Origin of the sequence: Planctellipticum variicoloris, assembly GCF_030622045.1 — a bacterium.
GTDB lineage: Bacteria > Planctomycetota > Planctomycetia > Planctomycetales > Planctomycetaceae > Planctellipticum > Planctellipticum variicoloris.
This window is the reverse complement of sequence record NZ_CP130886.1, coordinates 1,579,944-1,601,800: the sequence shown is the minus strand read 5'-3', so window position 1 is coordinate 1,601,800 and position 21,857 is coordinate 1,579,944. Positions and strand designations below refer to the sequence as shown.

At 63.4% G+C, this 21,857-nt stretch carries 19 protein-coding genes; 9 read left to right on the top strand and 10 right to left on the bottom strand.

Translation table 11 applies throughout. From position 1 onward, the window contains the following. Positions 1–8: 8 nt before the first annotated feature. Both SH412_RS06300 and SH412_RS06295 read left to right on the top strand, forming a co-directional pair. Positions 9–1,595, top strand: a complete 1,587-nt coding sequence (locus SH412_RS06300; protein WP_336522662.1) for a hypothetical protein — start codon at positions 9–11, stop codon at positions 1,593–1,595. 95 nt (positions 1,596–1,690) lie between these two features. Further along, entirely contained in the window at positions 1,691–3,070 is a 1,380-nt protein-coding gene (locus SH412_RS06295; RefSeq protein ID WP_336522661.1) for a hypothetical protein, read from the top strand. Positions 3,071–3,317: 247 nt separating this feature from the next. Here the strand turns inward: SH412_RS06295 and SH412_RS06290 are convergent, their stop codons facing one another. Next, positions 3,318–4,616 carry an outer membrane protein assembly factor BamB family protein gene (locus tag SH412_RS06290; RefSeq protein WP_336522660.1) on the bottom strand — a complete coding sequence of 433 codons (1,299 nt, stop codon included), beginning with the start codon at positions 4,614–4,616 and terminating at the stop codon, positions 3,318–3,320. Positions 4,617–4,818: 202 nt separating this feature from the next. On the opposite strand from SH412_RS06290, the gene SH412_RS06285 reads away from it, so the two are divergent. Further along, the gene (locus SH412_RS06285; RefSeq protein WP_336522659.1) at positions 4,819–5,511 is read left to right on the top strand and encodes a hypothetical protein; all 693 of its coding nucleotides are present in this window, start codon (positions 4,819–4,821) and stop codon (positions 5,509–5,511) included. Positions 5,512–5,697: 186 nt separating this feature from the next. Continuing rightward, positions 5,698–6,120 carry a hypothetical protein gene (locus SH412_RS06280; protein WP_336522658.1) on the top strand — a complete coding sequence of 141 codons (423 nt, stop codon included), beginning with the start codon at positions 5,698–5,700 and terminating at the stop codon, positions 6,118–6,120. 11 nt (positions 6,121–6,131) lie between these two features. Here SH412_RS06280 and SH412_RS06275 read toward each other — a convergent pair whose 3' ends face one another. Then, positions 6,132–7,373, bottom strand: a complete 1,242-nt coding sequence (locus SH412_RS06275) for a hypothetical protein (protein WP_336522657.1) — start codon at positions 7,371–7,373, stop codon at positions 6,132–6,134. An 83-nt stretch (positions 7,374–7,456) separates the two neighbouring features. Beyond that, positions 7,457–7,687 carry a hypothetical protein gene (locus SH412_RS06270; RefSeq protein ID WP_336522656.1) on the bottom strand — a complete coding sequence of 77 codons (231 nt, stop codon included), beginning with the start codon at positions 7,685–7,687 and terminating at the stop codon, positions 7,457–7,459. A 338-nt stretch (positions 7,688–8,025) separates the two neighbouring features. On the opposite strand from SH412_RS06270, the gene SH412_RS06265 reads away from it, so the two are divergent. Together SH412_RS06265 and SH412_RS06260 are read left to right on the top strand one after the other, a co-directional pair. Further along, entirely contained in the window at positions 8,026–9,507 is a 1,482-nt protein-coding gene (locus SH412_RS06265; RefSeq protein ID WP_336522655.1) for a serine hydrolase domain-containing protein, read from the top strand. A 22-nt stretch (positions 9,508–9,529) separates the two neighbouring features. Beyond that, positions 9,530–11,443, top strand: coding sequence for a hypothetical protein (locus SH412_RS06260; RefSeq protein ID WP_336522654.1), 1,914 nt, complete (start codon positions 9,530–9,532; stop codon positions 11,441–11,443). 33 nt (positions 11,444–11,476) lie between these two features. On the opposite strand, the gene SH412_RS06255 is transcribed toward SH412_RS06260, so the two are convergent. Beyond that, positions 11,477–12,799, bottom strand: coding sequence for an ATP-dependent 6-phosphofructokinase (locus SH412_RS06255; protein WP_336522653.1), 1,323 nt, complete (start codon positions 12,797–12,799; stop codon positions 11,477–11,479). 338 nt (positions 12,800–13,137) lie between these two features. On the opposite strand from SH412_RS06255, the gene SH412_RS06250 reads away from it, so the two are divergent. Then, positions 13,138–13,767 (top strand): 3-keto-disaccharide hydrolase, encoded by a 630-nt coding sequence (locus SH412_RS06250; protein ID WP_336522652.1) that lies wholly within the window; start codon positions 13,138–13,140, stop codon positions 13,765–13,767. Positions 13,768–13,804: 37 nt separating this feature from the next. On the opposite strand, the gene SH412_RS06245 is transcribed toward SH412_RS06250, so the two are convergent. The 4 genes from SH412_RS06245 to nadC form a co-directional block, all read right to left on the bottom strand. After that, on the bottom strand, positions 13,805–15,403 hold the full coding sequence (locus tag SH412_RS06245) for a hypothetical protein (RefSeq protein ID WP_336522651.1): 1,599 nt from the start codon (positions 15,401–15,403) through the stop codon (positions 13,805–13,807). Positions 15,404–15,963: 560 nt separating this feature from the next. Next, positions 15,964–16,284, bottom strand: a complete 321-nt coding sequence (locus SH412_RS06240) for an HPF/RaiA family ribosome-associated protein (protein ID WP_336522650.1) — start codon at positions 16,282–16,284, stop codon at positions 15,964–15,966. 189 nt (positions 16,285–16,473) lie between these two features. Then, positions 16,474–17,259, bottom strand: a complete 786-nt coding sequence (locus SH412_RS06235; protein WP_336522649.1) for a metallophosphoesterase — start codon at positions 17,257–17,259, stop codon at positions 16,474–16,476. A gap of 405 nt (positions 17,260–17,664) precedes the next feature. Continuing rightward, a complete protein-coding gene (nadC, locus tag SH412_RS06230) occupies positions 17,665–18,552 on the bottom strand; it encodes a carboxylating nicotinate-nucleotide diphosphorylase (protein WP_336524151.1) in 888 nt (295 codons plus the stop codon). A gap of 140 nt (positions 18,553–18,692) precedes the next feature. Between nadC and SH412_RS06225 the strand changes: the two genes are divergently transcribed. Beyond that, the gene (locus SH412_RS06225) at positions 18,693–19,181 is read left to right on the top strand and encodes a zf-TFIIB domain-containing protein (protein ID WP_336522648.1); all 489 of its coding nucleotides are present in this window, start codon (positions 18,693–18,695) and stop codon (positions 19,179–19,181) included. A gap of 114 nt (positions 19,182–19,295) precedes the next feature. Further along, the gene (gene ald / locus SH412_RS06220; RefSeq protein ID WP_336522647.1) at positions 19,296–20,420 is read left to right on the top strand and encodes an alanine dehydrogenase; all 1,125 of its coding nucleotides are present in this window, start codon (positions 19,296–19,298) and stop codon (positions 20,418–20,420) included. Between the two features lie 178 nt (positions 20,421–20,598). Here ald and nusB read toward each other — a convergent pair whose 3' ends face one another. Beyond that, positions 20,599–21,183 carry a transcription antitermination factor NusB gene (nusB, locus tag SH412_RS06215; protein ID WP_336522646.1) on the bottom strand — a complete coding sequence of 195 codons (585 nt, stop codon included), beginning with the start codon at positions 21,181–21,183 and terminating at the stop codon, positions 20,599–20,601. Between the two features lie 156 nt (positions 21,184–21,339). Next, positions 21,340–21,816: a 6,7-dimethyl-8-ribityllumazine synthase gene (gene ribH / locus SH412_RS06210; RefSeq protein ID WP_336522645.1), complete on the bottom strand. Its 477-nt coding sequence runs from the start codon at positions 21,814–21,816 to the stop codon at positions 21,340–21,342. Positions 21,817–21,857: the final 41 nt, after the last annotated feature.

The window sequence follows — 21,857 nt, the reverse complement described above, 5'->3', positions numbered from 1 at the left end:
AACGCATCGTGTTCGGACTGTTTCTGGTGTGGGTCTTCCTCCTCTGCGTCTTTCCCTTGAGCGACACCGACTTCTGGTGGCACCTGAAAACGGGGGAATTGATCTGGTCCCGCGGGGAAGTCCCCCACACCGACTGGTACTTGTTCACCGATTACGACAAACCCTGGATCGACCTGCACTGGGGCTTTCAGGTCCTGATCGCCGGCATCTACGCGCTCGGAGGCGCCGATGCGATTATTCTGACCAAGGCCACATGCCTGACTGCTGCAGTGGCCATCGCCTGGCGGGCTGCCGGCAACGGCCTCCCGGCTTCGATCAAGGCTTTGCTGTGGTTGTCGCCGATCATCTCCATCAGCGGCCGCGGCTACGAGCGTCCTGAAGTCCTGACGCAGCTCTTCCTCGCGATCTGGCTCTGGATCGTCAGTCAGGTCGAACGCCGGCCGCGACTGATGTGGTGGCTGCCGGTTCTACAGCTCATCTGGATCAACTGCCATGCCCTGTTCATCCTGGGACTGGTAGTCGGCAGCTGCTACCTCGTCGACTACCTCCTGCGATCCTGGATGGGAGGCCGACTGGGACTGGCCGAAGCGCCTGCCGTCCCCGGGATTCGTCCGCTGCTCTGGTGCATCCTGGCGGGGCTTCTCGTGTCGTTCCTCAATCCGTATTTCGAGGAAGGCGCGCTGTTTCCGCTGGTCCTCTACCGTAAATTCTCGATCGAGCAGGCTTTCTACGCCGTTCGCATCGGGGAATTTCAGCGGCCGATCGAGTTCGTCCGCCGGCACGGTCTGACCAACATTTACGCCATCGCCCAACTCGCGATCTTCGCAGTGGGGGCAGCCAGTTTTGTGTATCTCCTGATCTGGCGGCGGCGCTGGAGTCCCTATCGTCTGCTCCTCTTCGCCGGGTTCGCGAATCTGGCCTGGGAAGCCACGCGCAACGCCAACATTTTCGCCCTGGTGGGGGGAGTCGTTCTATGCGCCAACGTGCAGGACTGCTGGCCGCCGTTATTTCTGACTTCGCGCCGCGGCCAGCGAATTGCCGCCGGGACGGCAACCGCGGCCATGATTCTCGGAATTGCCCTGGTCGTCTCCGGCGTCTGGGGGCGCACGGTGGGCGAAGGCCGCGTGTTCGGGATGGGAGAACGCCCGAACTGGTACGCGCATGCCGCGGCGAAGTTCGCCGGCAATCCGGAGTTTCCTCCGCGCGCCTTTGTCGCTCACATGGGGCAGGCCTCGCTCTACACGTATTACAACGGCCCGGATCACAAGGTCTTCATGGACCCCCGCCTGGAAGTCAATTCGCAAAACACGTTTCGACGCTTTGAGGACATCCTGGGCCGCATGGCCGTCGCCGACCGCGGGTGGGAAGTCAGCCTGCGCGACGATCAGGGGCGGTTGCCAGTCGTGATTCTCGACAGCCGCTATTCGCGTGCCGCGATCAATGGCCTGCTCAATACGCCCACGTGGCGCATGGTCTTCGCCGACCCTGCCGCCGCGGTGTTCATCGAGACCACCCTCGCCGACCGCCTGAACTTGCCCCCAGCCGACCCCGCGCCGCTGATGGATCCGGACATGGCCGCCAGTCCGCCCCGGTAATGCACCAACCCGCCGGCTCGGGCGACTTTCGCGGAACGATGCTATCGATTATCTTTGATGCGTCCTCCTGCCCCTCCATTCCTCGGGAGCCACGCATGCCGACTCGCCGCCAGTTCCTCGAAACCAGCCTGTCCGCCGCCGCGGCCAGTCTGCTCCTGCCGGATTTCAGCTTCAGTGCGGACGCTCCAGCTCTCAAACTGGCGACATTCAAGTTTGATGTCAGTCCGCCGATGGGGCATCCCCTCTGCGGCGGCTGGATCAACCCGGTGGACGGGATGGACGATCCCGAGGAAGCGATTGGCGTGGTGATCGCCGGGGCCGGTGCGCCGATTGTGATCTGCGCCGTCGACTGGACCGGCATTCTCAACGAAGCCCATCTGCAGTGGCGGGCCCGGCTGGCGCAGGCCGCGGGGACGACGCCGGACCGCGTGGCCGTGCAGTGCGTCCATCAGCACAACGCTCCGTTCGTCTGCCTGGAGACGGAACGGATCCTGATGGCCGAGGGGGATCTGCCGCACAACGTCTTCGTCGACTTCTTCGAGCAGTGTCTTGACCGCGGGGCCGCAGCGGTGTCTGCGGCGATGAAGAATCTGCGTCCGATCAGCCACATCGCCACCGGCCAGGCCAAAGTGGAAAAGGTTGCCGGGAATCGCCGGTTCGTGGGGCCGAACGGAAAAATCGTCGATTGGCGCGGCAGTTCGAGCAAGAACCCCAAACACTGGGAACTCCCCGAGGGGCTGATCGATCCCTGGCTCAAGACCGTTGCCTTTTACGACGGCCCGGCAAAGCTCGCCGCGTTCCATTACTACGCCTGCCATCCGATGAGCTACTACGGCGACGGCAAAGTCTGCAGCGAATTCGTCGGCCTCGCCCGCAAACGACGTCAGGCGGAAGAACCGGGCTGCGCACACATCTACTTCACCGGTTGTTCGGGCAACATCGCCGCCGGCAAGTACAACAACGGCACGCCGGAAGCCCGCGTGGAGATGACCGACCGCATGTACGCGGCGATGGTCGCCAGCGAAAAGTCGCTGCAGCCTCAGAAGATCGCCCGGGCCGCCTGGCAGACTCGTGACATCCTGCTGCAACCGCGGGCGACATTCAACGAGACGGACTTGATGACGCAGGTCCGGAAGAAGGACAACGCGGTCGCCAACCGGATTCGCCCGGCGATGATGCTGAGCTGGCTCCGGCGTTGTGAACGGAAAGAGTCGATCGTCCTCAGCGCACTGCACGTCAACCAGACGACGCTGCTGCATCTCCCCGCCGAGAGCTTTATCGAGTATCAGCTCGGCGCCCAGGCCGCCGCCCCGGATCGTTTCGTCGCCACGGCCGCGTATGGCGACGGCGGTCCCTGGTACATTCCGGTCGCTGAAGCCTATCCGCAGGGAGGCTACGAAGTCAGCGTCGCCTTCACCGAACCGTCCTCAGAAGAGATCCTCCGCGGCGGCAGCAAAGCCCTCGTGACCGGCTGAGGCTCCGTCCTGAATGAAGCAGGAGGAAGATCTCTCGCACAGGCGCAGAGTTGGCAGAGGCCGCAGAGAGTTTCAAAAGCCGAAGATTTCATGCAAAGGCGCAACGAGGAACGCAATGACGCCATGAAGAGGAATGTCGAATGTCGAAGGCGGAATGTCGAAAGGAATGCGGCACGCTTCGAATGCTGACTGCGGTCCCAACTGACAACTGACAACTGACAACTGACAAAGAGCAAATCACCAACAACTACTTCCCAAAGCAATACAGAAACTCCTGCCGCTTGTCACCGATCCGCTGCGCCACCCGCAGGAAGATCTGTCCGCCGCAGATGGCCGGACTGGGGAAGGCATCGTTGCCGACCTGGTTTTCCTCGACCAGGTCGAACTTCTCCGGATTCGGCTTGAAGACGTAGAGCGTGCCGCGCTCGTTGGCCTGGTAGACGTTTCCTCCCGCCAGGACCGGCGAGGCGCTGACCGGGCCGGTCAGCCGGTGTTTCCACATCTCTTTTCCGTCGCTGCCGCGCCAGCAGAACATCACTCCGCCGTCGGTCAATGCGTAGAGGTGACCGTCAAACGCCAGCATCGACTGCTCGTAGCACTTCTGATTGTTCCTCCAGAGGACCTTGCTGCCGTCCGCCTTGACGGCCAGGGTTTCCGCCTTCGGGTATCCGCCGCTGGCAAAGACGATGTCGCCGTCCCAGACCATCGTGCCGCACGTCGCGTGCGTCGTCCCTGCGACCTTCCAGAGGGGCTTGCCGTCGGCAGGATTGAAGGCCGCAACCAGTTCGTGGCCGCTGATCAGGAGCTGTTCTTTCCCGCCGGCGGACGTCACCACGGGCGTCGAGAACGAAATGCTGTTCCGCCGGGGAGTCTCCCAGACCTGTTTGCCGGTCGCCCGATCGAGAGCGATCAGGAAGCTCGGCCCGTCGTATTCCGCGGCGATGACCACAGTGTCCTTGTAGATCAGCGGCGACGGTGCATAGCCGTATTCGAACATCGTCGGCCGGAACCGGCAGACGTCCTCCTTCCAGACGACGTTGCCCTCCAGATCCAACGCCACTTCCAGCACTGCATCGTGCGCGTAGAAGCTGGCAAACAGGCGGTCGCCGTCGCAGGCGAGAGTCGCCGAGGCCTCCGTGTTCTTGGCATGGTTCTTCGCGGGGAAGTTCCCTTGATTAACGTCGGTCTTCCAGAGCGACTTCCCCGTGTCCCGGTCGAACGCGAGCACCGAGTGGATCTGCAGTTTTTCGTCGGCGGTCGTCAGGAACACCCGGTCTCCGACGACGATCGGCGACGAATGCCCCCGTCCCGGCACCGGTACCTTCCAGACTACGTTGTCGGTCTCGCTCAGCTTCGTCGGCACCGGCGTCGCGCTGGCAATCCCGTTCCGCGACGGCCCCCGCCACCACGGCCAGTCGGTCGCGGCGTTCAACTTCGGGAAATCGGCCAGTTCCGTGGACGCGTCTTGAGCCGCGATCGGAGCTGCCGCTCCGGCCAGAATGATCGCCGCACACAGACACCAGCAGGAGAAAGCAAATCGCTTCACGGCCTGAACCTTCGAAACGAGGAACAAACGGATTTCCTTGAGCCGCCGGATTCTACGCGATTTGCGAAAAGAAAGCCGCGAGGGATTTCACAGTTCCGCGGGGATGCTTGTCCCGGTGCACCTGGCTGACAAGACTGCCCGCCGACCGCTAAATTGAGCGAACAATCCGGAATTGCTGACTGTCACTGCAAGAAACTCCCCCATGCCCGCTCCGCCCCTGATTCGTTCCGTGCCGCTCGCGATTGGCCTGGGCGTCGTCGTCGGAGGAATCCTCGGGGGTGTCGCCGGCTTTCAATGGGGGTGGCGCTGGGGGTTGGCAGGCATCGCGGGGGGCGTCGTTTTCGGGGGAATTTCCAGCCTCGACCTGCTGATCGCTGGACCGGGACGTTCGATCGGTTCCCGGTCGCCCGGGGCCGGGCCGTTCCGCTCGATGGCCGGTTTCGGACTGGCGACGCTGGGCTCTCTGGCCGCCAGTGTCTTCTTCATCGGTCACCTGGCCTGCGACTGCACCCGCCGGCCGACGGGCGAAATCGATTGTGTCCGTTTGTCGTACGCGTGGTTTGATCGGCAGGTCTTTGCGACGCACACGTATCCCGATGTCCGCGAAGTTCTCCAGGTTCGTGATTCGATGGTAAAGATCACCACGGGCCAGGAAATCGATTCGGGATTCCTGGAAGGGTTCGATCCGACAACCGCCGCCCGGATTGAGGCCTTTCTCTCGTCCGATGAGTCCGCGCTGCACCTGGAATCGTACGACCTGTGGTATCCGCCCTGGATCTTTGCCGCGATTTCGTGCGCGACTGCGTGGCTGACGGTCCGCTGCTTCCGCTGGGGCCGTATCGAGCTGCTGAAGCAGCTCAACGGTCCGGAACGAGTCTCGGCAACCGGGTGGTGAAGGAGACGCTTGATGCGGCCGAAATTCACCGCGTTGACTCGCCCCGAGCTCTGGGTTTTGGCCCTATTGCTCGGAGTGTTGGGGTTCGTTGTTGGACGCTGCACTGCTCCGGCCCCGTTTGAAGACTGTGCAGCCCAGGCAGCCCGCCGTGTTGACCGACATTGCCAACCGTGTCTCGAAACGGACGTGAGAGACTTCACGTCGCTGGTGTCGATCGAAGAACTGGACCAGGCGATCTCCGTGCGATCGGACGAGGAGCGGGAAACCTGGTACACCGTCAGTCGAGGGGCGCGTGTGCGAGTGACGGGAATTGCCGAACCGCGCCGCCGGAAGGAATCGCCCGCGATTGTACTCACCGACGGCCACCGGTTGACGGTCCTCTCTCACTCTGCCGGCGACGAGCCGTTTGAGTGGAGCAACGATGTCGCAGGAGAACGCGTCACTGTTGAAGGGTGCATTCGTCGAATCTGGTATCCGTCAGTCGAACAGCGTCGCGATCGACGTGCGAAGTTAAGCTGGCATCGTCAGCAAATGAACAATGTGATGGAGGCTGTCCCCATCGGCTACGTGTATGCCATCACCGTCGCCCGGTATGAACGCGTGGAATAAATTCCCGCCTGCTACTCCGCCACCGGCAGCCGCGGCCCGTCCAGCCGTCGCGTGTAGCGCTCGCGCAGCTCGAAGAACCGCCCGTCCGCCGCCTGCTGGGCCGCCATCGTCGCCGCTCCGACCCGGATCGCCTGCCGCAGGCCGTCCTCCACCCCCAGCCCCAGAGATTGGATTGACTTGAGAGCCGTCTGCAATTGCGGATCGGCCTCGATCTGCGTTTCCTGGTCCGGCCGGGCCTGTCGCCCATCTGCCTGCTCCACGGCTGCCCACACGGGCTGCCAGTCGTCTGCACCGAGCCGAGCCACGAAACGCGTTTCGACCCGCACCTGACTCGTCTCGGCGTTGAGCTGCAGTCGGGTCACGCGAAAGCCACGGGCGCCCGCCTTTTCCGCCGCCGCGATCGCCGGCTTGAGCAGCTCGCGGTCGTCGACCGGCTTCCCGGCGGGTTTCGCGTTCCCCAGGAGATCGTCCAGGACCGAGCCCACCTGCTCCTGCAGCAGCCTCGGCAATACCGTCGCCAGATCGACCGGCTGATCGGCCCCCGTCTGAACGATGGTCGAACCCATCCCCTGGAAGTCCAGCGGCCGGCCGAGTGCGTACTCCACCAGCGCCAGCCGGGCCGCCCATTCTCGCTCGCTCTGCGGCTGAGCGGGGAGTCGGCCGGAAAGATCGGGCAACGGCCCCTCCAGCGGCACTCCCTCCTTCACCAGGATCTGCTTCAGCGAATTCGCGTCGCGGGTCTCAACATCGGGGATCTCCTCCTGCCATGCCAGGAGCGCCAGCCGCCGCCGTTCGGGAGTGGCCAACGTCACTTTTCCCACAGACGCCGCCGGCAGGTCGAGAACCAGAAACAACGTCTCCGGAGGCTCGTCCTTTGCCAGCAACTCCTCCAGCCGGTCGAGCTCCGATCTGTAAAGAAACGCCAGCCGGGACTGGTCCGGCGCAGTCTCCAGCAGAGATGTCAGCCGGTCCCGCGTTTGAGTCCAGGCCTCGCGCTGCGACTGCGCATCGGCCGATGCCTTCTCTTCGTAGTCACTCGGATTGGCCTGCTTCAGCCATGCCCGGGAGACAGCAACCGAGAGGTCTCCTTTGGGCGATCGGTACAGTACTGCCCCCCGCAAGGACCGGCCGGCCTTGAGCGTAACGACATCGACCGCCAGTTGATCACGAGGAACGGACTTCGACTGAGCCAGGATTGGCGTCACGACCAGACAGGTCGCCAGCAGGGCTCCGATCAATCGCCCGGAAGTCATGAGATCGCCTCGACAGTGTGTGGAACGTGAAGCGCAGTCGATTGTCACACGGACCGGCGGGCTCGTCGAGGCGGATCCCGAATCTATCGGGGACGCGGCTGCGGCAGAACGACTTCGGGCCGAGGTGGTAAGAGCGTCTCCCCAATGGCGCCTCCCGTCGCGTCGTGAAGCTCCATCGGGTCATCGGCGCCGAAGTCGCCGTCGGCCAGGGCCGCCGCGAACGCGTCGCCAAAGGCCGCCGCAATCCGCCGCTGGGTTCGATGAATCTCGTCAGGCGACAAGTCCGAAAAACGATCGCAGGCCGACAGTTTCATGATCCACCGCCTTCCTCCCTGGAAAGCGACATCGCATCCGATCGCAGCACGCCAGAGCTGCCGCCGTAGCCGTTCCCGGAGATTGATCGCCTATCATGCAACATACCCTGCCTGCGTTGACTGTCCAACGTTTTTCGGGTGGAGGCACATGGGATCTCTTGAGATCTGCTTGCCGGCGACTCACTCGAACACTTTCGCCGTGAACGCTGCCGCCTCCCCGCAATCTGTTCCATCGAGAGCGGCTCCGCACTTCCGCCACTTGAACATCCACACCTGCCCCGCTAGCTTCACCGTCGGCATTGGCAGTTAGCGGATCGCATCTGCAGGGAACGGACAGAATGAGAGATCTCTTGCTTGGGGCATGCATCGTGGCCGTCGTCAACCTGTGCCCGCCGGCGAGTGTCATTGCCGGCTTGCCGCGCAGCACCCCCGAGGCCCAGGGAGTCTCATCGGCGGCAATCCAGGAGTTCATCGACGCCGCCGATCAGCAGCTCGACGCTCTGCACAGTTTCATGCTGGTCCGGCACGGTCACGTCGTCGCCGAGGGCTGGTGGGCACCTTACCATCCGGACGCGAACCACTCACTGTATTCGCTCAGCAAGAGTTTTACTTCGACCGCCGTGGGGTTGGCCATCGCTGAAGGGAAACTCAGCCTGAATGACGAGGTCCTCCAGGCCTTTCCGGACGACGCCCCGGCCGATGCGGGTAACAACCTCAAAGCCATGCGTTTGCGCGATCTGCTGCGGATGAGCACTGGACAGCAGACCGAGCCTCCCCGGCCTCTCGATCAGCCCTGGACGAAGGCATTTCTCGCGCATCCCGCACCGTTCAAGCCGGGCACGCATTTCCTGTACAACACGTCTGCGACGTACATGGCCTCGGCCATGGTGCAGAAGGCGACTGGCGAGACGGTCCTCGAATATCTGCGACCCCGATTGTTCGAACCGCTTGGAATCCGCAATCCCACCTGGGAACTGAGTCCGCAGGGAATTTCGACGGGGGGCTACGGCCTGAGCATCCGGACGGAGGATATCGCCAGTTTCGGCCAGTTGTACCTGCAGAAAGGCCGCTGGCAGGGGAAACAGCTCGTCCCGGAAGCGTGGATCGAGGCCGCAACTCAACTGCAGACTTCCAACGGCAGCAATCCCCACAGCGACTGGGATCAGGGCTACGGCTACCAGTTCTGGCGCTGCCGCCACGGCGCTTATCGGGGCGACGGGGCGTTCGGGCAATACTGCATTGTCCTTCCGGATCAGGACGCCGTGATTGCGATCACCAGCGGCGTGAAGGATATGCAGGCGGTGCTGAATCTCGTCTGGGACAAACTCCTGCCTGCCTTTCGCCCCGAATCGCTTACCCAGAATCCCGAAGACCGCGCCCGACTCGAACGGCGGCTGAAATCCCTGGCGCTGCCGACGCCGCAGGGGACCGGCGCGCCGGCCGAGGTTTTGGGCAAGACTTTTGTGTTTCCGACAAACGACCGCCAGCTCGAATCGATAACGCTGCAGCGCTCAGAGGGCGACCAGACTCTGGGCACGCTGGTCCTGCGGATCGACGGAGCCGAACAGCGCATCACTCTGTGCCGCGATCGCTGGCAGAACGGCATGGCGGCCTGGACCGGATTGCCCGAACAACCGGTCTCGGCCAGCGGCACCTGGACCGCGGACAATCAGCTCACCGCCAAGCTCTGCTTCTACGAAACACCGTTTGTGGTCACGTTTCGTCTGACCTTCTCCGCCAATGAAGTCCAGCTTGCGTCGGAGGCGAACGTCGGCTTCGGGGCGACGACTGAAGCCGTTCTCACCGGCCAGGCGCAGTGACGGCGCTCTCAGGGATCTTTCGATGAAGCTGGCTGCAACGTTCCTAGCCGCGCTACTGCTCATGCCGTCAGCCAGCCTTCTGGCCGATGTGGCAATTCCCACCGTGAGCTTGCAGCCCAGTGTGATTCCGTCTCCGGTCAAGAGTCTCTCGGCGGGAACGGTCGAAATTCGTGGCACTGTCGCAGATCCCGGCGAGAGGCCGGTCCGGGTGCGGGTCAGTACCTCGTTTGGCGACAGCTTTGACATTTCCGTGGCGGCGCAGAGCGGACGTTTTTCGTGTCAGTTTCCTCAGGACTTTCCGGGGGCGCGGCCGCTTGCGCCGATGCTGCTTTACGTCGACGCGACCGACGCGGCCAATTTCGAAGCCGACGGCACTCTGGAGCATCAGGCGGAGGTTCTGCTGATCGTAACGGGCGATACCCGTGGGGAGATTCCTGATCTGCCGCTGGCATTCACCGACGACTTCGTCGATGCCGCCGGTCGCAAGGACGCCGAGTCGGCCCAATGGCCTGTTTACCGGCCCCTTGTGAATCTCTACCTGCGGAGCCGGGGTCCGCGACTGGCTGGATTTGGTCGAGTCGATTTTGATCTTGCCCGGCCGGTCGACTGGGACTGGTTCAAGAACACCGGGACTCTCTACGACTTCGCGCATCGCGATCGGGACTGGTCGCAGCCGCTGGGGCATCGGGTCGCCGCCGGCTTCTGGCAGGCGGTCTGGAACACGTGGTTCAACGCCAGCAACGACCACCCCTGGGATGGCAACCTCGCGAACCGGGATCCCCGGAACTTCCGTCCCTACACGTTCACCAACGATCTTGCGGACATTCTCGTGCTCTACCAGATGCGACGCGGTCTGCGGCGCGCCGTCGCCGATCGCCGCGACGAACTGAGCCGCGAGGCGCTGGCCAATCTGCTCGCTCTCCAGCACCGCAGTTCGAAGAACTTCGCGCTGCGCGAGAAATCGGGCAGACAGGAACGCTACACCGCCGGCGCATTTCACTACGGCATGTTTACGACGGGCGAATGGCTGACCGAAGGGACCGGCTGGTTCGCGAATCCGGAGTTTGGCGATCACCGTCAGGGGGGCGTCTTCAATGGCCGGGCCGTGTGGGGGCTGGGGGAATCGCTCAAAGCCGAACCAGATGGAAAGCTCGCGCCGCAGACGCGCCAGGCCATTGCGCTGGCTTTGCAGTTCTGCCTGCACGATGCAGTCCAGCAGGGCTACGCACGGGAGGTCAAACCGGGGCTCGTTTTCTGGCGCGACGCCGGCGAGCACGGCTACCTGCTGCTCGGCATGCTGGCCGCGTGCGAAGTCGCACCCGATCTGCCGGTGTCGCTCGCAAACGGGAAGTCGCCCAGAACTCTTCGCGATGCCTGCGGCGACGCGCTGGACGCCTGCGTGGCCGCCGTCCAGCCGTCAGGCGTCTGGACTCCTTATCCGGATCAGGATGCGATGGCGATCGCCGCACTTGCCACCGGGGCTCGCGTTCTGCCGCAGCATCCACATCGCGAGGCGTGGCTCAAAGTTGCCAGATTCGCCGCCGACGACTGGATGGCGGCCAAGGCCGATTCCGCAGAACGCGCTCTGCCGACACCCCACTTCGGCTTTCGCAAGGGGCGGGGGATGACGCACTTCATGGGAGACGACCATCGCGTGCGCTTCACGTTTTACGTTGACGGCCACTGGCTGCATGCGCTGGCCAAGCTGCACAACGCGACCGGCGATGCCTGCTACCGCCACCGCTGTCACGAGCTGTTGAGTTACCTCTGCGGCGCCAATCCCTTCCACGCACGGCTCTTCAACGAGCTCGGGGCCGTCTACAACTTCGTGACCGACAACGACGGCAACGGCATCGAAGACCGTCTGCAGCACGACCTGTATCCGGAGTCGACGGCGTTCGTGCAGATCGGCCTCCTGCACCTGCTTTCGCCGTGAACCGAAGCACGTTTGGCCTGCGCCGGCGTCCGATCAAGCGAACGATACCGGCTGCCCCGTCGACTCAAGGACCGACATCCAGAGATCTCCGTTTGGATCCACGGTATTCCGCTCCTGGATCGCGAGTGGAATCGGCACGTGAACGAATCGGCCGTGCCAGCGCCCCACGACCATTTCAGTCCAGCCGCTCATCGTCGCATGCACGGCGATATGCGCCAGTCGCAGGCAATAGACGCTGTCGAACGGATTCGCGGGAACGCTGCGGATCAGGTCGCTGGGATCGATGTATTTCAGGTTCAGGTCGATCCCCGTCGCGGCGAAATGCTCGCAGATTCTCTGCCTGAGCAGCAGCCCGATGTCCCCCAGTCGTGCATTCCCGGAGGCGTCGGTCGTTCTCGGGCATTGTTCCAGCAGCGACTGTCCGGCCCCTTCCGCCACGACGACCACGGCATGGCCCCGTCGCTTGAGCCGATCTTCGATCGCGGCCAGCAGACCCTGCGGCCCATCGAGCCGGAAGGACACCTCGGGGATCAGCACGAAATTCGCGTCGCTCTTCGCCAGCGAGGCGTAGCACGCAATAAACCCCGAATGCCGTCCCATGACCTTGACCAGGCCGACGCCGTTCGGCGACGAATCCGCTTCCGCATGGGCGGCCCGGATGGCCTCGGTCGCCATCGAAAAGGCGGTCTGAAATCCGAAGCTCTGGTCGATATACATGATGTCGTTGTCGATCGTCTTTGGAATGCCGACAACGGCGATCTTCAAGCCGCGGGAAGCGATTTCCTGGCTGATCGACAGGGCGCCGCGCAGCGTTCCGTCGCCCCCGATCACGAACAACTGGCTGATTCCCAGTTGTTCGAGGCAGTCGACGATTTCGACGGAATCCTGCTGACCGCGGGAGGTTCCGAGCAGGGTCCCGCCGTCTTCGTGAATATGGCTCACCAGGTCGGGAGTCAGCTCCATCACCGGGTGACCGTGGCGGGCGATGAACCCCTGGTAGCCGTTGCGAAAACCGAAGATCCGTTTGACGCCGTAGCGGAAGCTCAGCTCCAGAACCAGCGCCCGGATCACGTCGTTGAAGCCCGGGCAGAGACCGCCGCAGGTGACGATCCCCGCCCGCGTCTTCGAGGGATCGAAGTCGATCTTCTTGCGCGGCCCGGCCGGTTCGAATCCCGGCAGTTCGCTGGCGGTCACACCTCGCGTAATGGCGGCGGAGGCAATGTCGTCGAACAGGACGCGGTCGGTTTCGTCGACGTTGTGGATCGACTGCTTCCGCACGGCGAGCAACGGAGCCATCGGGGAATCGACCCGACGGGGGCCGAGCGCTTTGACGAGAAAGTCACAGGCTTCGACCATGTTGAATGCTCTCAAGGGGCTGGGCGTCCCGAGAGGTTCGCAAACTGCATGCCGAGCGATCTCGGCGGCCGAGGCGCAGGCTCGGGGCGCTGTCCGCCGCCAGTATTGCGGGCGATGTGCGCGGGGTTGGTGCAGCAAGTGGCCCGGCTGCGCCGTTGTGGAATCTCTCCCCTTGTCCGCCGCCGGCCATCGGCAGCGACCTGACGGGGCTTCGCCTGTCGGGAGGGTCAGCGAATGGCAGACAGCACGTCGCGCTGGACGTGCAACTGGCGTTCTAGGCGGTCGCGCTGCAATAATCGCCGCGGATCGATCACTCCTGACTTTTCTGGGAACCACCGATGCGCACTTGGAAATCTCATTTCGTTGTCGGCGCCGCCGTGCTGATGTTGCTGGCGGTTGCCGTCCCCGCGACGGCGGAGGACGCCGCGTGGATTCCGCTGTTCGACGGCAAGTCGCTCGACGGGTGGGAGAAGGTTGGCCAGGAGGCGAGCCTGTGGGAGGTTCAGGACGGCGCGATCTGCGGGTCGGGACCGGCGTCGATGCTCGTCTGCACGAAGGGGCCGTACAAGAATTTCCGCTACCGGGCCGAGATCAAGATCAACGACGGCGGCAACTCGGGGCTCTACTTTCGGACGACGGCGAAACCGGGCTTCACCGACGGCTATGAAGCCCAGATCGACAGCACGCACCGGGATCCGATTCGGACGGGATCGATCTACGGGCTGTGTCATGTCTACAAGGAGCTCGTGAAGCCCGATACCTGGTTCACGTACGAACTGGAAGTGCGCGACGACGTCTGGCGCGGGCGCAAGATGACGCGGATCAAGGTGATTGTCGACGGCAACGAGCTGTACGAGTACCTCGACTTCGCGTTGACGTTCAAGCAGGGGCACTTCGCCTTCCAGCAGCACGATCCCGGCAGCCGGGTTAACATCCGCAAGGTCGAAGTGATGCCGCTGGCCGATTGAGTGCGGGCAAAGCCGGAACCTGGAAGGCGGATGGCCTTCAGGGGTCGAACCGCTGCTGGTGACGCGCGGCTTCGACCGGCTTCCCGGTCGCCGTGTAATGCTGGATCAGAAAGCGTCGGACGTTGACCAGTCCCGGGTTGATGGCGACGGCCATTTCCAGAGCGGGAATGCCGTCTCCCCCCGTATGATTCCGGCAGTCCGCCAGCATCAGCCAGTCCCGCGGGTGACGGCGGAGCTGCGTCAGTTCCTCCGCAAATGGCAGGGCGGCTCGGTCGTCGCGACGCTGCATGGCAGCTTCGGCCAACAGAAACAGCACGTTGCAGCGATCTTTGCCGGAAAGTTCCGGATCGCTCAACGCCGCGCGGGCAAACGGCTCGACCGGGGCCGACTGCAATTCGAACGCCAGCCGGGCGAGAGCCGTTTCCACGGCGGAATCGGCCGGACCATTGGCGCGGACCGTCCGCAGAATGCGCCATGCCCGCTCGCGGAAGGCGTTGGCGACGTCGGGAGCTTCCTGGCGCGACCCCGCTTCCACGTACGCCAGGCCCAGAGATCGCTGCTGGTCCGCCTCGGAAATCCCCGTCGTTGCGTGGAACGGTCGCAACTCGGCGAGCCCCTGTGGAACCTGCCGGGGATCGGTCGGTCGACGGTCCCCGGCGCGATGTATGCCGATTCGATGGTGCGTGAACGCGAGGTGGGGCACCTCTGTGGGGGCCTTCGGCATATGGCACTGCACGCAGTCGTTCGACGGGCTGGCGACTTCTCGCTCCCGGAGATCGACATGACAGTCGCCGGCGTCGTGGCATTTCGCGCAATGCTGATTCTGAATCTGGGTCGCAGTGGAGGAATCCGGCTCAACGTGAGGGTCATGACAGGTGTGACACGACAGCTCCGGCGACTCCTGGTAGCAGCGGCTCAGATGGAGTTGTTCGACGTGACCGACGACCGTCAGCGAGAGGTCCGGCGTCTGCAGGACGTAATCTTCACGGAAGGCCTGCAGCGGCAGGCCGGGTCGGAAGTCCGACAGCTTCTTCCCGCGTGCAATGACCGAGGCCTGGCTGCGCAGATGACATTGCTGGCAGATGGCTTCGGCGAGGTCTCGCGACAGGTGAGCGGGATTGACGATCGTCGGGTCCATCGTCGCGGTAAGCTCCGCAATTTTTGCGGCCTCGGACTGGCGATGGCGGGCCGCGTGAAGTTCTCCGGGGCCATGACAGCGTTCGCAGCCGATCGTGTCTTCCAGGATCTGCATCCGGTGCAGACTGCGGTCGACCGCGACGGCTCGACCCGCGTGGCAGTCGAGGCAGCCTTCGCCGATCTCCCGTTGAAACCCGAAATGCTCGGGCAGGTCGTAGCCGGGGGACATGCCCCAGGATTTCGTTGACGCATACCACGTGATGGGCGATTCCACGAGGAATCCGTCCACTTCGGCGGCGTAGGTCAGCGCATGCCGGCCGGAGCCGACGGCCCAGGTCACCGGAAACTCCGCCAGGACGATTTCCTCAGGACTATCGGTCAACTTCAGTTCGCGATGCCACAGCTTTCCATCCCGTCGCAGCACCTGGTAGCGCCGCCGGGAGGCAGCATGGTCGAACATACCGTCCGGGGGAGCACTGTCCGGATCGACGGGACTCATAGACCGCCCCATGCCAGTGGCATGATAGGAATCCGCATGTCCCTCATGGCACTTGCGGCAGGCTTCGCTGCCGAGATAGGCGACGCCTGGCCGCACGTTTTCGAACGGGCTCTCAAACGTAGCAAGGAGATCTCGGCTGGCGACTGCGGGTCGAGTTGGCGCCGGAGCAGGAGTGGAACGCGAGCAGCCGAAAACCAGAAGGCTCAGGCCGCACAGCAGTAACCCCGCGGGAGATTTCCAGGTGACTGCTGCCGTCAGAGTCGCTCTCCTGTGCTGCATCGACAATCTCTGGTCAAATCTGTAAACGGGAAAGTCACTACTGCCGTATTGCGGTGTGGGCGGCAACTCGAAGCTGCCGAGCTCGCGTCGAACCTACAATAGCGACTTCTGCGCCGACTGACGTATGAGTTCTTCTTCAGTCAAGCTCCGTGGAGAGCGGACGAAACGTTTTGGTTGTGTAGCAGCCGAACCTGGCGATCGTCACTTTGGATGGCTGTTCGAAAGAAAAGACGCCCGGGCACTTCTGTCCGGGCGTCGAAAAAGCGGCCGGCATCGGTCGACTACGACCGATGAGCCAGCCGATTCCGCCGTTCCATGATCCGGCCGAGAACCTGAGACGCGCGGTCAGCGGCGGACGACAGGACCGCCATCACGTTATCGCCCCGTTCTTCGATCACCACGCCCCGGCGAACCGGGCCGCTCATCAGGAGTTGGACTTTTTTATCGACTCCGCCTCGCGGTCCGTTCAAGTCCTCGATCGTGACTTCGACGCGTTCGAGCTGATCGCCGAACCGATCCAGCGCGAAGTCCAACTTGCGCTGCACGGCAGCCCGCATCGAATCCGTCAGCACCACGCCTCGCGACAGTACGTTGAGGAGCATTCTCGTTCCCTTTCCAACTGTGTCAAATCGCAGACTTCAAAGGGCCTGCATCAATTCTAACGCTGGTCAGGCGGTTGTGGTTCACGAACTTTCTGAAATGAGAAGTTCTTGCGGCAACTGAAGTTGCGACGCAATCGAACGGGAGGACTGCACGAGCGACCACACGCGATGACGGCGCAGTCTGAGGGTTCACTCGCCGATCGACGGCTCTGTCTGGTCAGATCCGGGCACGCCCGTGCGCGAGTGGAGGATTCGACGGGCTTGTTCCAGTCCGCCGAGGCTTTCGCCTTCGCGGACTGCGCCCCATCGGCTGGCCTGCCAGACCGTTCCGGCCTCCACGTCCAGGGCCGTCAGCCAACCGTAGTTGTGGCAACTCGTATCAATGCAAAGCACATGTCCGAGATCCAGAATCTCTCCGTCGCGCTGCTCAGTGTGTCCGATGACCGCTGTTTTTCCCGAACAGTGCGGCTCGGGATAAGGTTCCTCAAACAAGGACCAGCGCAGCACGTGCTCCGGCTGGTCTGCGAGCGCCACATCCGCCAGGTAGTTGGCGTGCAGGAAAATGTGGGTCGGAGTTTCATAGAACGGGCGGCACCGTCGGATGAATTCCAGATGCTCGTCAGGAATGACGTCGATGTCTCCGCAGAAACGATATGAGTTCAACGTCGGGATGCCGCCGCACATCAGCCACGTCTGCTTCAGTCGCTCGCTGGTCAGGGCTGCGAGCAGCATTTCCTCGTGGTTCCCCAGAATCGCGACGAAACGGCACTCCTGCTCCAGAGCAATCAGCCGCCGCACGACGTCGGAAGTCTCGCGCCCGGAATCAATGAAATCCCCGAGGGAGATGATCAGATCGTTGGAGGTCGGTCGGATTTCCTTCAACAGGGCGTCGAGAGCATGGACGCAGCCGTGAATATCGCCAAGGACGATGGTCCGGCCTGCACTGCGTTCGAAATCCGCGGCGGCGCGCGTCATGGTGTTTGGGGACTCAGATGGAGGTGACGAAAGTTCATCTGCGCGAGGAGGCGCCAGGGCGTCGCGTCGATCGTCCCCGTTCCACGACAGCCGTGCGAAACGAGGCGCCGCAGGAGGATATTGCAATGCGCGAGCGTCAGGCGCGCCGACGGCCTTGGACGCAAACACAGGAACGCAGGTTGGAGTTGGAAGCGTCGCTGAATCGGTGAGAGGGGATTGATCGGGAGCGCTGCAGCATTGCCTCGCGAACTCGTTCAGTCAAGGACGGGCCGCGTCTCCCGAATCTGAGGCAAACGAGATGCGCGCGACGTCGGCCGAGTCATGAAACTCGTGCCGATCACGACGGAGATTGACATTTCGCACGGAATCTTCTGCTGTGCGACCGCTGACTGCGCTGACGTTCGTTCAGACGGCCGCCATGCGTCCCTTCCAGTCGAAGGCCAGATCGAGTGCAGGGGCGGAGTGCGTCAGGCCGCCGATGCTGATCCGCTCGACACCTGTCCGCGCAATTTCGGCGACGGTCTCCAGCGTGATTCCCCCGGAGGCCTCCAAGAGGACGCCGGGCGCCTGAGCGTCCCGCAGTTTGACGGCAGCACGGAGTTGAGCCGGACTCATGTTATCGAGCAGCACGATTTCGGGCCGGCCGCACAGAACATCGGCGAGCTGATCCAGAGTATCGACTTCGATTTCGATGCCAATCCCCGTCGGAGATCGCCGACGAGCCGTCTCGACCGCCTCGGCAATGGTGCGGCCCTCGGTCCAGGCGGCGAGGTGGTTGTCCTTGATCAGCACGCCGTCGTACAGCCCCATCCGGTGGTTCGTGCCGCCGCCGCAGCGGACGGCGTATTTCTGCAGCGCCCGCCAGCCGGGCAGCGTTTTGCGTGTGTCGAGAATCTGTGCTCGCGTTCCTGCGGCCGCATCGACGAACGTTCTTGTCAGCGAGGCGATCCCGCTCAGGTGCGTCAGAAAATTGAGCATGGTCCGCTCGCCGGTCAGCAGCGAGGACAGGCGACCGGAGACGGTTGCCACGATCGAACCCGGTTGCAGAATATTGCCGTCCTGACATTCCGCCGCCCAGGTGACGCCGGGATCAAGCATCGCGAACACCATCCGGCCGAGCGGTTCGCCGGCCAGCACGCCGTGTCGCCGGGCGACGACCTGCACCGCGGCTCGCTCGTCGGGTTCGATCAGCGCGCTGCAGGTCAGGTCCTGTCCACCGTTGAGGTCCTCAACCAGCGCCAGTTCAATCAGAACCTGCGCTGCGTCAATTTCCGCCTGTCCCCAAAGCTGCATCACGTCGTCAGTCTCCCGGCAGTTGCCCGCAAAAAAAACACCGTCCTGAGGCGGATTTCCGACCTATTCTATCCTTGGAAAAGTCTGACGTCGCGGTCTGAGCCCGCGATCGCGGACTTGCGTAGTCCGGGAAAACCTTAATGAACTGCTCCAATTGCGGTGCTCCGCTGGAATGGTCGGCCGAACGGTCGGGCTATTTCTGTGCGCATTGTCGCACGTCGGCTCCGACGGCCGAGTTCGATCTGATCGACGTTTCCTCTGAGCCAGGGGAATGGACCTGCCCCCGTTGTCGCGAGGGGCTGCGGGGCGGTTCGGTGGGAAGCGTCCCGATCGAACTCTGCGGTCTCTGCTCCGGATTGCTCATTGCGCAGGAGGATTTCTTTCCGGTTCTGCAGCAATTGCGTCAGAAGTCGAACGATCCAGCCGAACCTCCAGCGCCACTTGATCCCTCGGAATTGCATCGCACGTGTCAATGTCCCGGCTGCGATCGTCCGATGGAAACGCATCCGTACGGCGGCGGTGGAAACGCCGTCATCGATACCTGCATCGAGTGCGGCTGGATCTGGCTGGATGGCGGCGAACTGCGGCGACTCGGAAACTTTCGTCCGCGGTCGTCGGTGCGCTATTGATGACGGATTCGGGAGGTCTTGTCCTCTCTGGCGAACCCGCAGTGGCTCGGCTATGTTCAAGGAGAGCGAACCTGGACTCGGCCAGTCGGCCGGTGACATCACGGAGGAGCCCCCATGCGCATCGGCGTTCCGAAAGAGATCAAGCCCGACGAATACCGCGTCGCCCTGCTGCCGATCGGCGCTGAGGAACTGACGCGGGCCGGTCACACGGTGCTGGTTGAAGCGGGCGCGGGCCTGGGAAGCGGGCTGCCGGACGACGCCTACGCGGAAGCCGGGGCCACGATCGTTCCGGCGGCGGAAGAAATCTGGTCGGCGGCGGACCTGGTGATCAAGGTCAAAGAACCCCAGCAGGCCGAGTGGCTGCTGATGCGATCCGGCCAGATCGTCTTTACCTATTTCCACTTCGCCGCCAGCGAGGAACTGACCCGCAATGTCCTGGCGACGGGGATCTCCGCCGTGGCGTACGAGACGCTGCGGGGCGCCAAGGGCGACCTGCCGTGCCTGACGCCGATGAGCGAAATTGCCGGGCGAATGAGCATTCAGGAGGGGGCGAAGTATCTCGAACGGCCGCAGCTCGGCCGGGGGATTCTGCTGGCCGGGGTTCCGGGGGTGGCGCCGGCGCATATCACCATCCTCGGCGGCGGCGTCGTGGGGAAGAATGCGGCCCGGATCGCCGCCGGATTCCAGGCAGACGTCGTCATTCTCGACGTCAACGTCGACCGGCTGCGTTACCTCGAAGACATCATGCCGCCGAACGTGAATACGATTTTCAGCGACCGGCACAATATCCGTGAGCAGCTCCGACTGGCGGATCTAGTGATCGGCGCCGTGCTGGTCGAAGGTGCGCGAGCGCCGCGTCTCGTGTCGCGCGAAGACTTGAAGCTGATGAAACCCGGTGCGGTGATCATCGACGTCGCCGTCGACCAGGGAGGCTGCATCGAAACGACCCGGCCGACGACTCACTCGTCTCCGACGTATGTGATCGACGGCATCGTGCACTACTGCGTGACGAATATGCCGGGCGCCGTCGGCCGAACGAGCACGTACGCCTTGTGCAACGTCACGCTCCCTTACGCGCTGCGACTGGCCGGCCAGGGGCTTGCGGCGGTCTGCGCCGCCGATCCCGGCTTCGCCCATGCCGTCAATATGCACGGGGGACGGGTGACGAATCGGGCTGTGGCCGAGACGTTCAAGCTGCCGCTGGCTGAGCTGCGGGAGGCGTTGAGCGTCGAGCGTTGAGAACGTCGCCGGATGTCGCACAACGCTCGCGATCAGCGAGGCTGGTGGCCGGGACAGGAGCGACTTCGCGATGCGCCGGAATTTTGCTGCTCGTATCGTGACTGGAGCATCCCTTCGGTTCAGCTCCAGCCACCCGACGCCGTTTGGAAATGACTTCCGGGCACACGCCGCGCAGCGTTCAGGCCTCGTCGATATTGCGAACTTCGTCCTCGGGGATGTCGGCGTCGATTTCGTCCGCTTCCGAACCGTCCGGCAGGTCGCTAACGAGATCCTCGGCCGGCAACTCGTCGCCGTGATCGGTGTCGAGTCCCAGATCGGCGGCCGTTTCGGCCTGCGGGCCGGTGGCGGTCCGGCTCTCGCGCTTCGAGAACGGAATCAGCTTATCCAGGATGCCGTTGACGAACGCTCCCGACTGCGGCCCGCCGAAGCTCTTGGCCAGCTCCAGCGCCTCATCGATGACGACGCGCGGCGGCGTGTCGGTGTGCAGCAGCTCAAAACCGCCCAGTCGGAGCACGTTGCGGTCGGTCGGCGCCATCCGGCTGAGCGACCAGTTGGAGGCCGCCTCTTCGATCCGCTTGTCGAGCGCCAGCCGGAACTCCATAACCCCCGCAAAGAGGCTCCAGGCGAACCGACTCAGGTGCTCGTCGCGGAGATCGTCCTGGATCATCTGACGAATGGTGTCAATGCCGACCTCGGGATTGAGATCCTTCTGGTAGAGCATCTGCAAAACGATTTCGCGGGCCTTGTGGCGGCGGGACGACATAGGAGGGCAACACATTCTCAAGGAACAAACGCCGGGACACCCTTCCCGGACGACAACATTCTAGCATCGATCCGCCGAAGTCGACTGCGAAACAGATGCGTCATTCTCCATCGGCGGATCGGCGCAGCGGCAACATCCCGCCGTACGACATCCGGCTCAGATTCCCGCCGCCGCCAGCGCTCGGAGCACGTTGACGGTTTCGATCGCCGCCAGCGTCGCTTCGACGCCTTTATTGCCGGCTTTCCCGCCGGCGCGATCGAGCGCCTGATCCATCGACTGGCAGGTCAGCACGCCAAAGGCGACGGGAACGCCAGTTTCCAGTGCGGTCTGCTGCAGCCCCGCCGCCACCTGGTGATTGATGTACTCGTGGTGCGTCGTTTCCCCCTGGATCACGGCTCCCAGACAGATCACCGCCGTGAATTTTCCCGACTGGGCCAGCCGCTGAGCGACGATCGGCAGCTCGAACGAGCCTGGCGCCCGCACGACAGTGATGCGATCGTCCGCCAGGCCGTGCCGGCGGGCCGTGTCGACCGCCCCGGCGAGCAGTCGCTCGGTCACCAGTTCGTTGAACCGCGAGACCACAATGGCGAACTGGTCGTCGCCGGTCAGCAGGTTGCCTTCAAATGTCTGCACTGTCCGCTCCGAAGACTGCTCAGTCGTTGCTTCACTCAGGA

What these genes read in the sequence shown, in the direction of transcription:
- SH412_RS06270 (WP_336522656.1), bottom strand. Translation starts at nt 7,687, where the DNA reads ATGAAACTGTCGGCCTGCGATCGTTTTTCGGACTTGTCGCCTGACGAG.
- SH412_RS06240 (WP_336522650.1), bottom strand. Translation starts at nt 16,284, where the DNA reads ATGCTCCTCAACGTACTGTCGCGAGGCGTGGTGCTGACGGATTCGATG.
- nusB (WP_336522646.1), bottom strand. Translation starts at nt 21,183, where the DNA reads ATGTCGTCCCGCCGCCACAAGGCCCGCGAAATCGTTTTGCAGATGCTC.
- ald (WP_336522647.1), top strand. Translation starts at nt 19,296, where the DNA reads ATGCGCATCGGCGTTCCGAAAGAGATCAAGCCCGACGAATACCGCGTC.
- SH412_RS06255 (WP_336522653.1), bottom strand. Translation starts at nt 12,799, where the DNA reads ATGGTCGAAGCCTGTGACTTTCTCGTCAAAGCGCTCGGCCCCCGTCGG.
- SH412_RS06225 (WP_336522648.1), top strand. Translation starts at nt 18,693, where the DNA reads ATGAACTGCTCCAATTGCGGTGCTCCGCTGGAATGGTCGGCCGAACGG.
- SH412_RS06260 (WP_336522654.1), top strand. Translation starts at nt 9,530, where the DNA reads ATGAAGCTGGCTGCAACGTTCCTAGCCGCGCTACTGCTCATGCCGTCA.
- nadC (WP_336524151.1), bottom strand. Translation starts at nt 18,552, where the DNA reads ATGCAGCTTTGGGGACAGGCGGAAATTGACGCAGCGCAGGTTCTGATT.
- SH412_RS06250 (WP_336522652.1), top strand. Translation starts at nt 13,138, where the DNA reads ATGCGCACTTGGAAATCTCATTTCGTTGTCGGCGCCGCCGTGCTGATG.
- SH412_RS06235 (WP_336522649.1), bottom strand. Translation starts at nt 17,259, where the DNA reads ATGACGCGCGCCGCCGCGGATTTCGAACGCAGTGCAGGCCGGACCATC.
- SH412_RS06285 (WP_336522659.1), top strand. Translation starts at nt 4,819, where the DNA reads ATGCCCGCTCCGCCCCTGATTCGTTCCGTGCCGCTCGCGATTGGCCTG.
- SH412_RS06275 (WP_336522657.1), bottom strand. Translation starts at nt 7,373, where the DNA reads ATGACTTCCGGGCGATTGATCGGAGCCCTGCTGGCGACCTGTCTGGTC.
- SH412_RS06245 (WP_336522651.1), bottom strand. Translation starts at nt 15,403, where the DNA reads ATGAGTCCCGTCGATCCGGACAGTGCTCCCCCGGACGGTATGTTCGAC.
- SH412_RS06265 (WP_336522655.1), top strand. Translation starts at nt 8,026, where the DNA reads ATGAGAGATCTCTTGCTTGGGGCATGCATCGTGGCCGTCGTCAACCTG.
- SH412_RS06295 (WP_336522661.1), top strand. Translation starts at nt 1,691, where the DNA reads ATGCCGACTCGCCGCCAGTTCCTCGAAACCAGCCTGTCCGCCGCCGCG.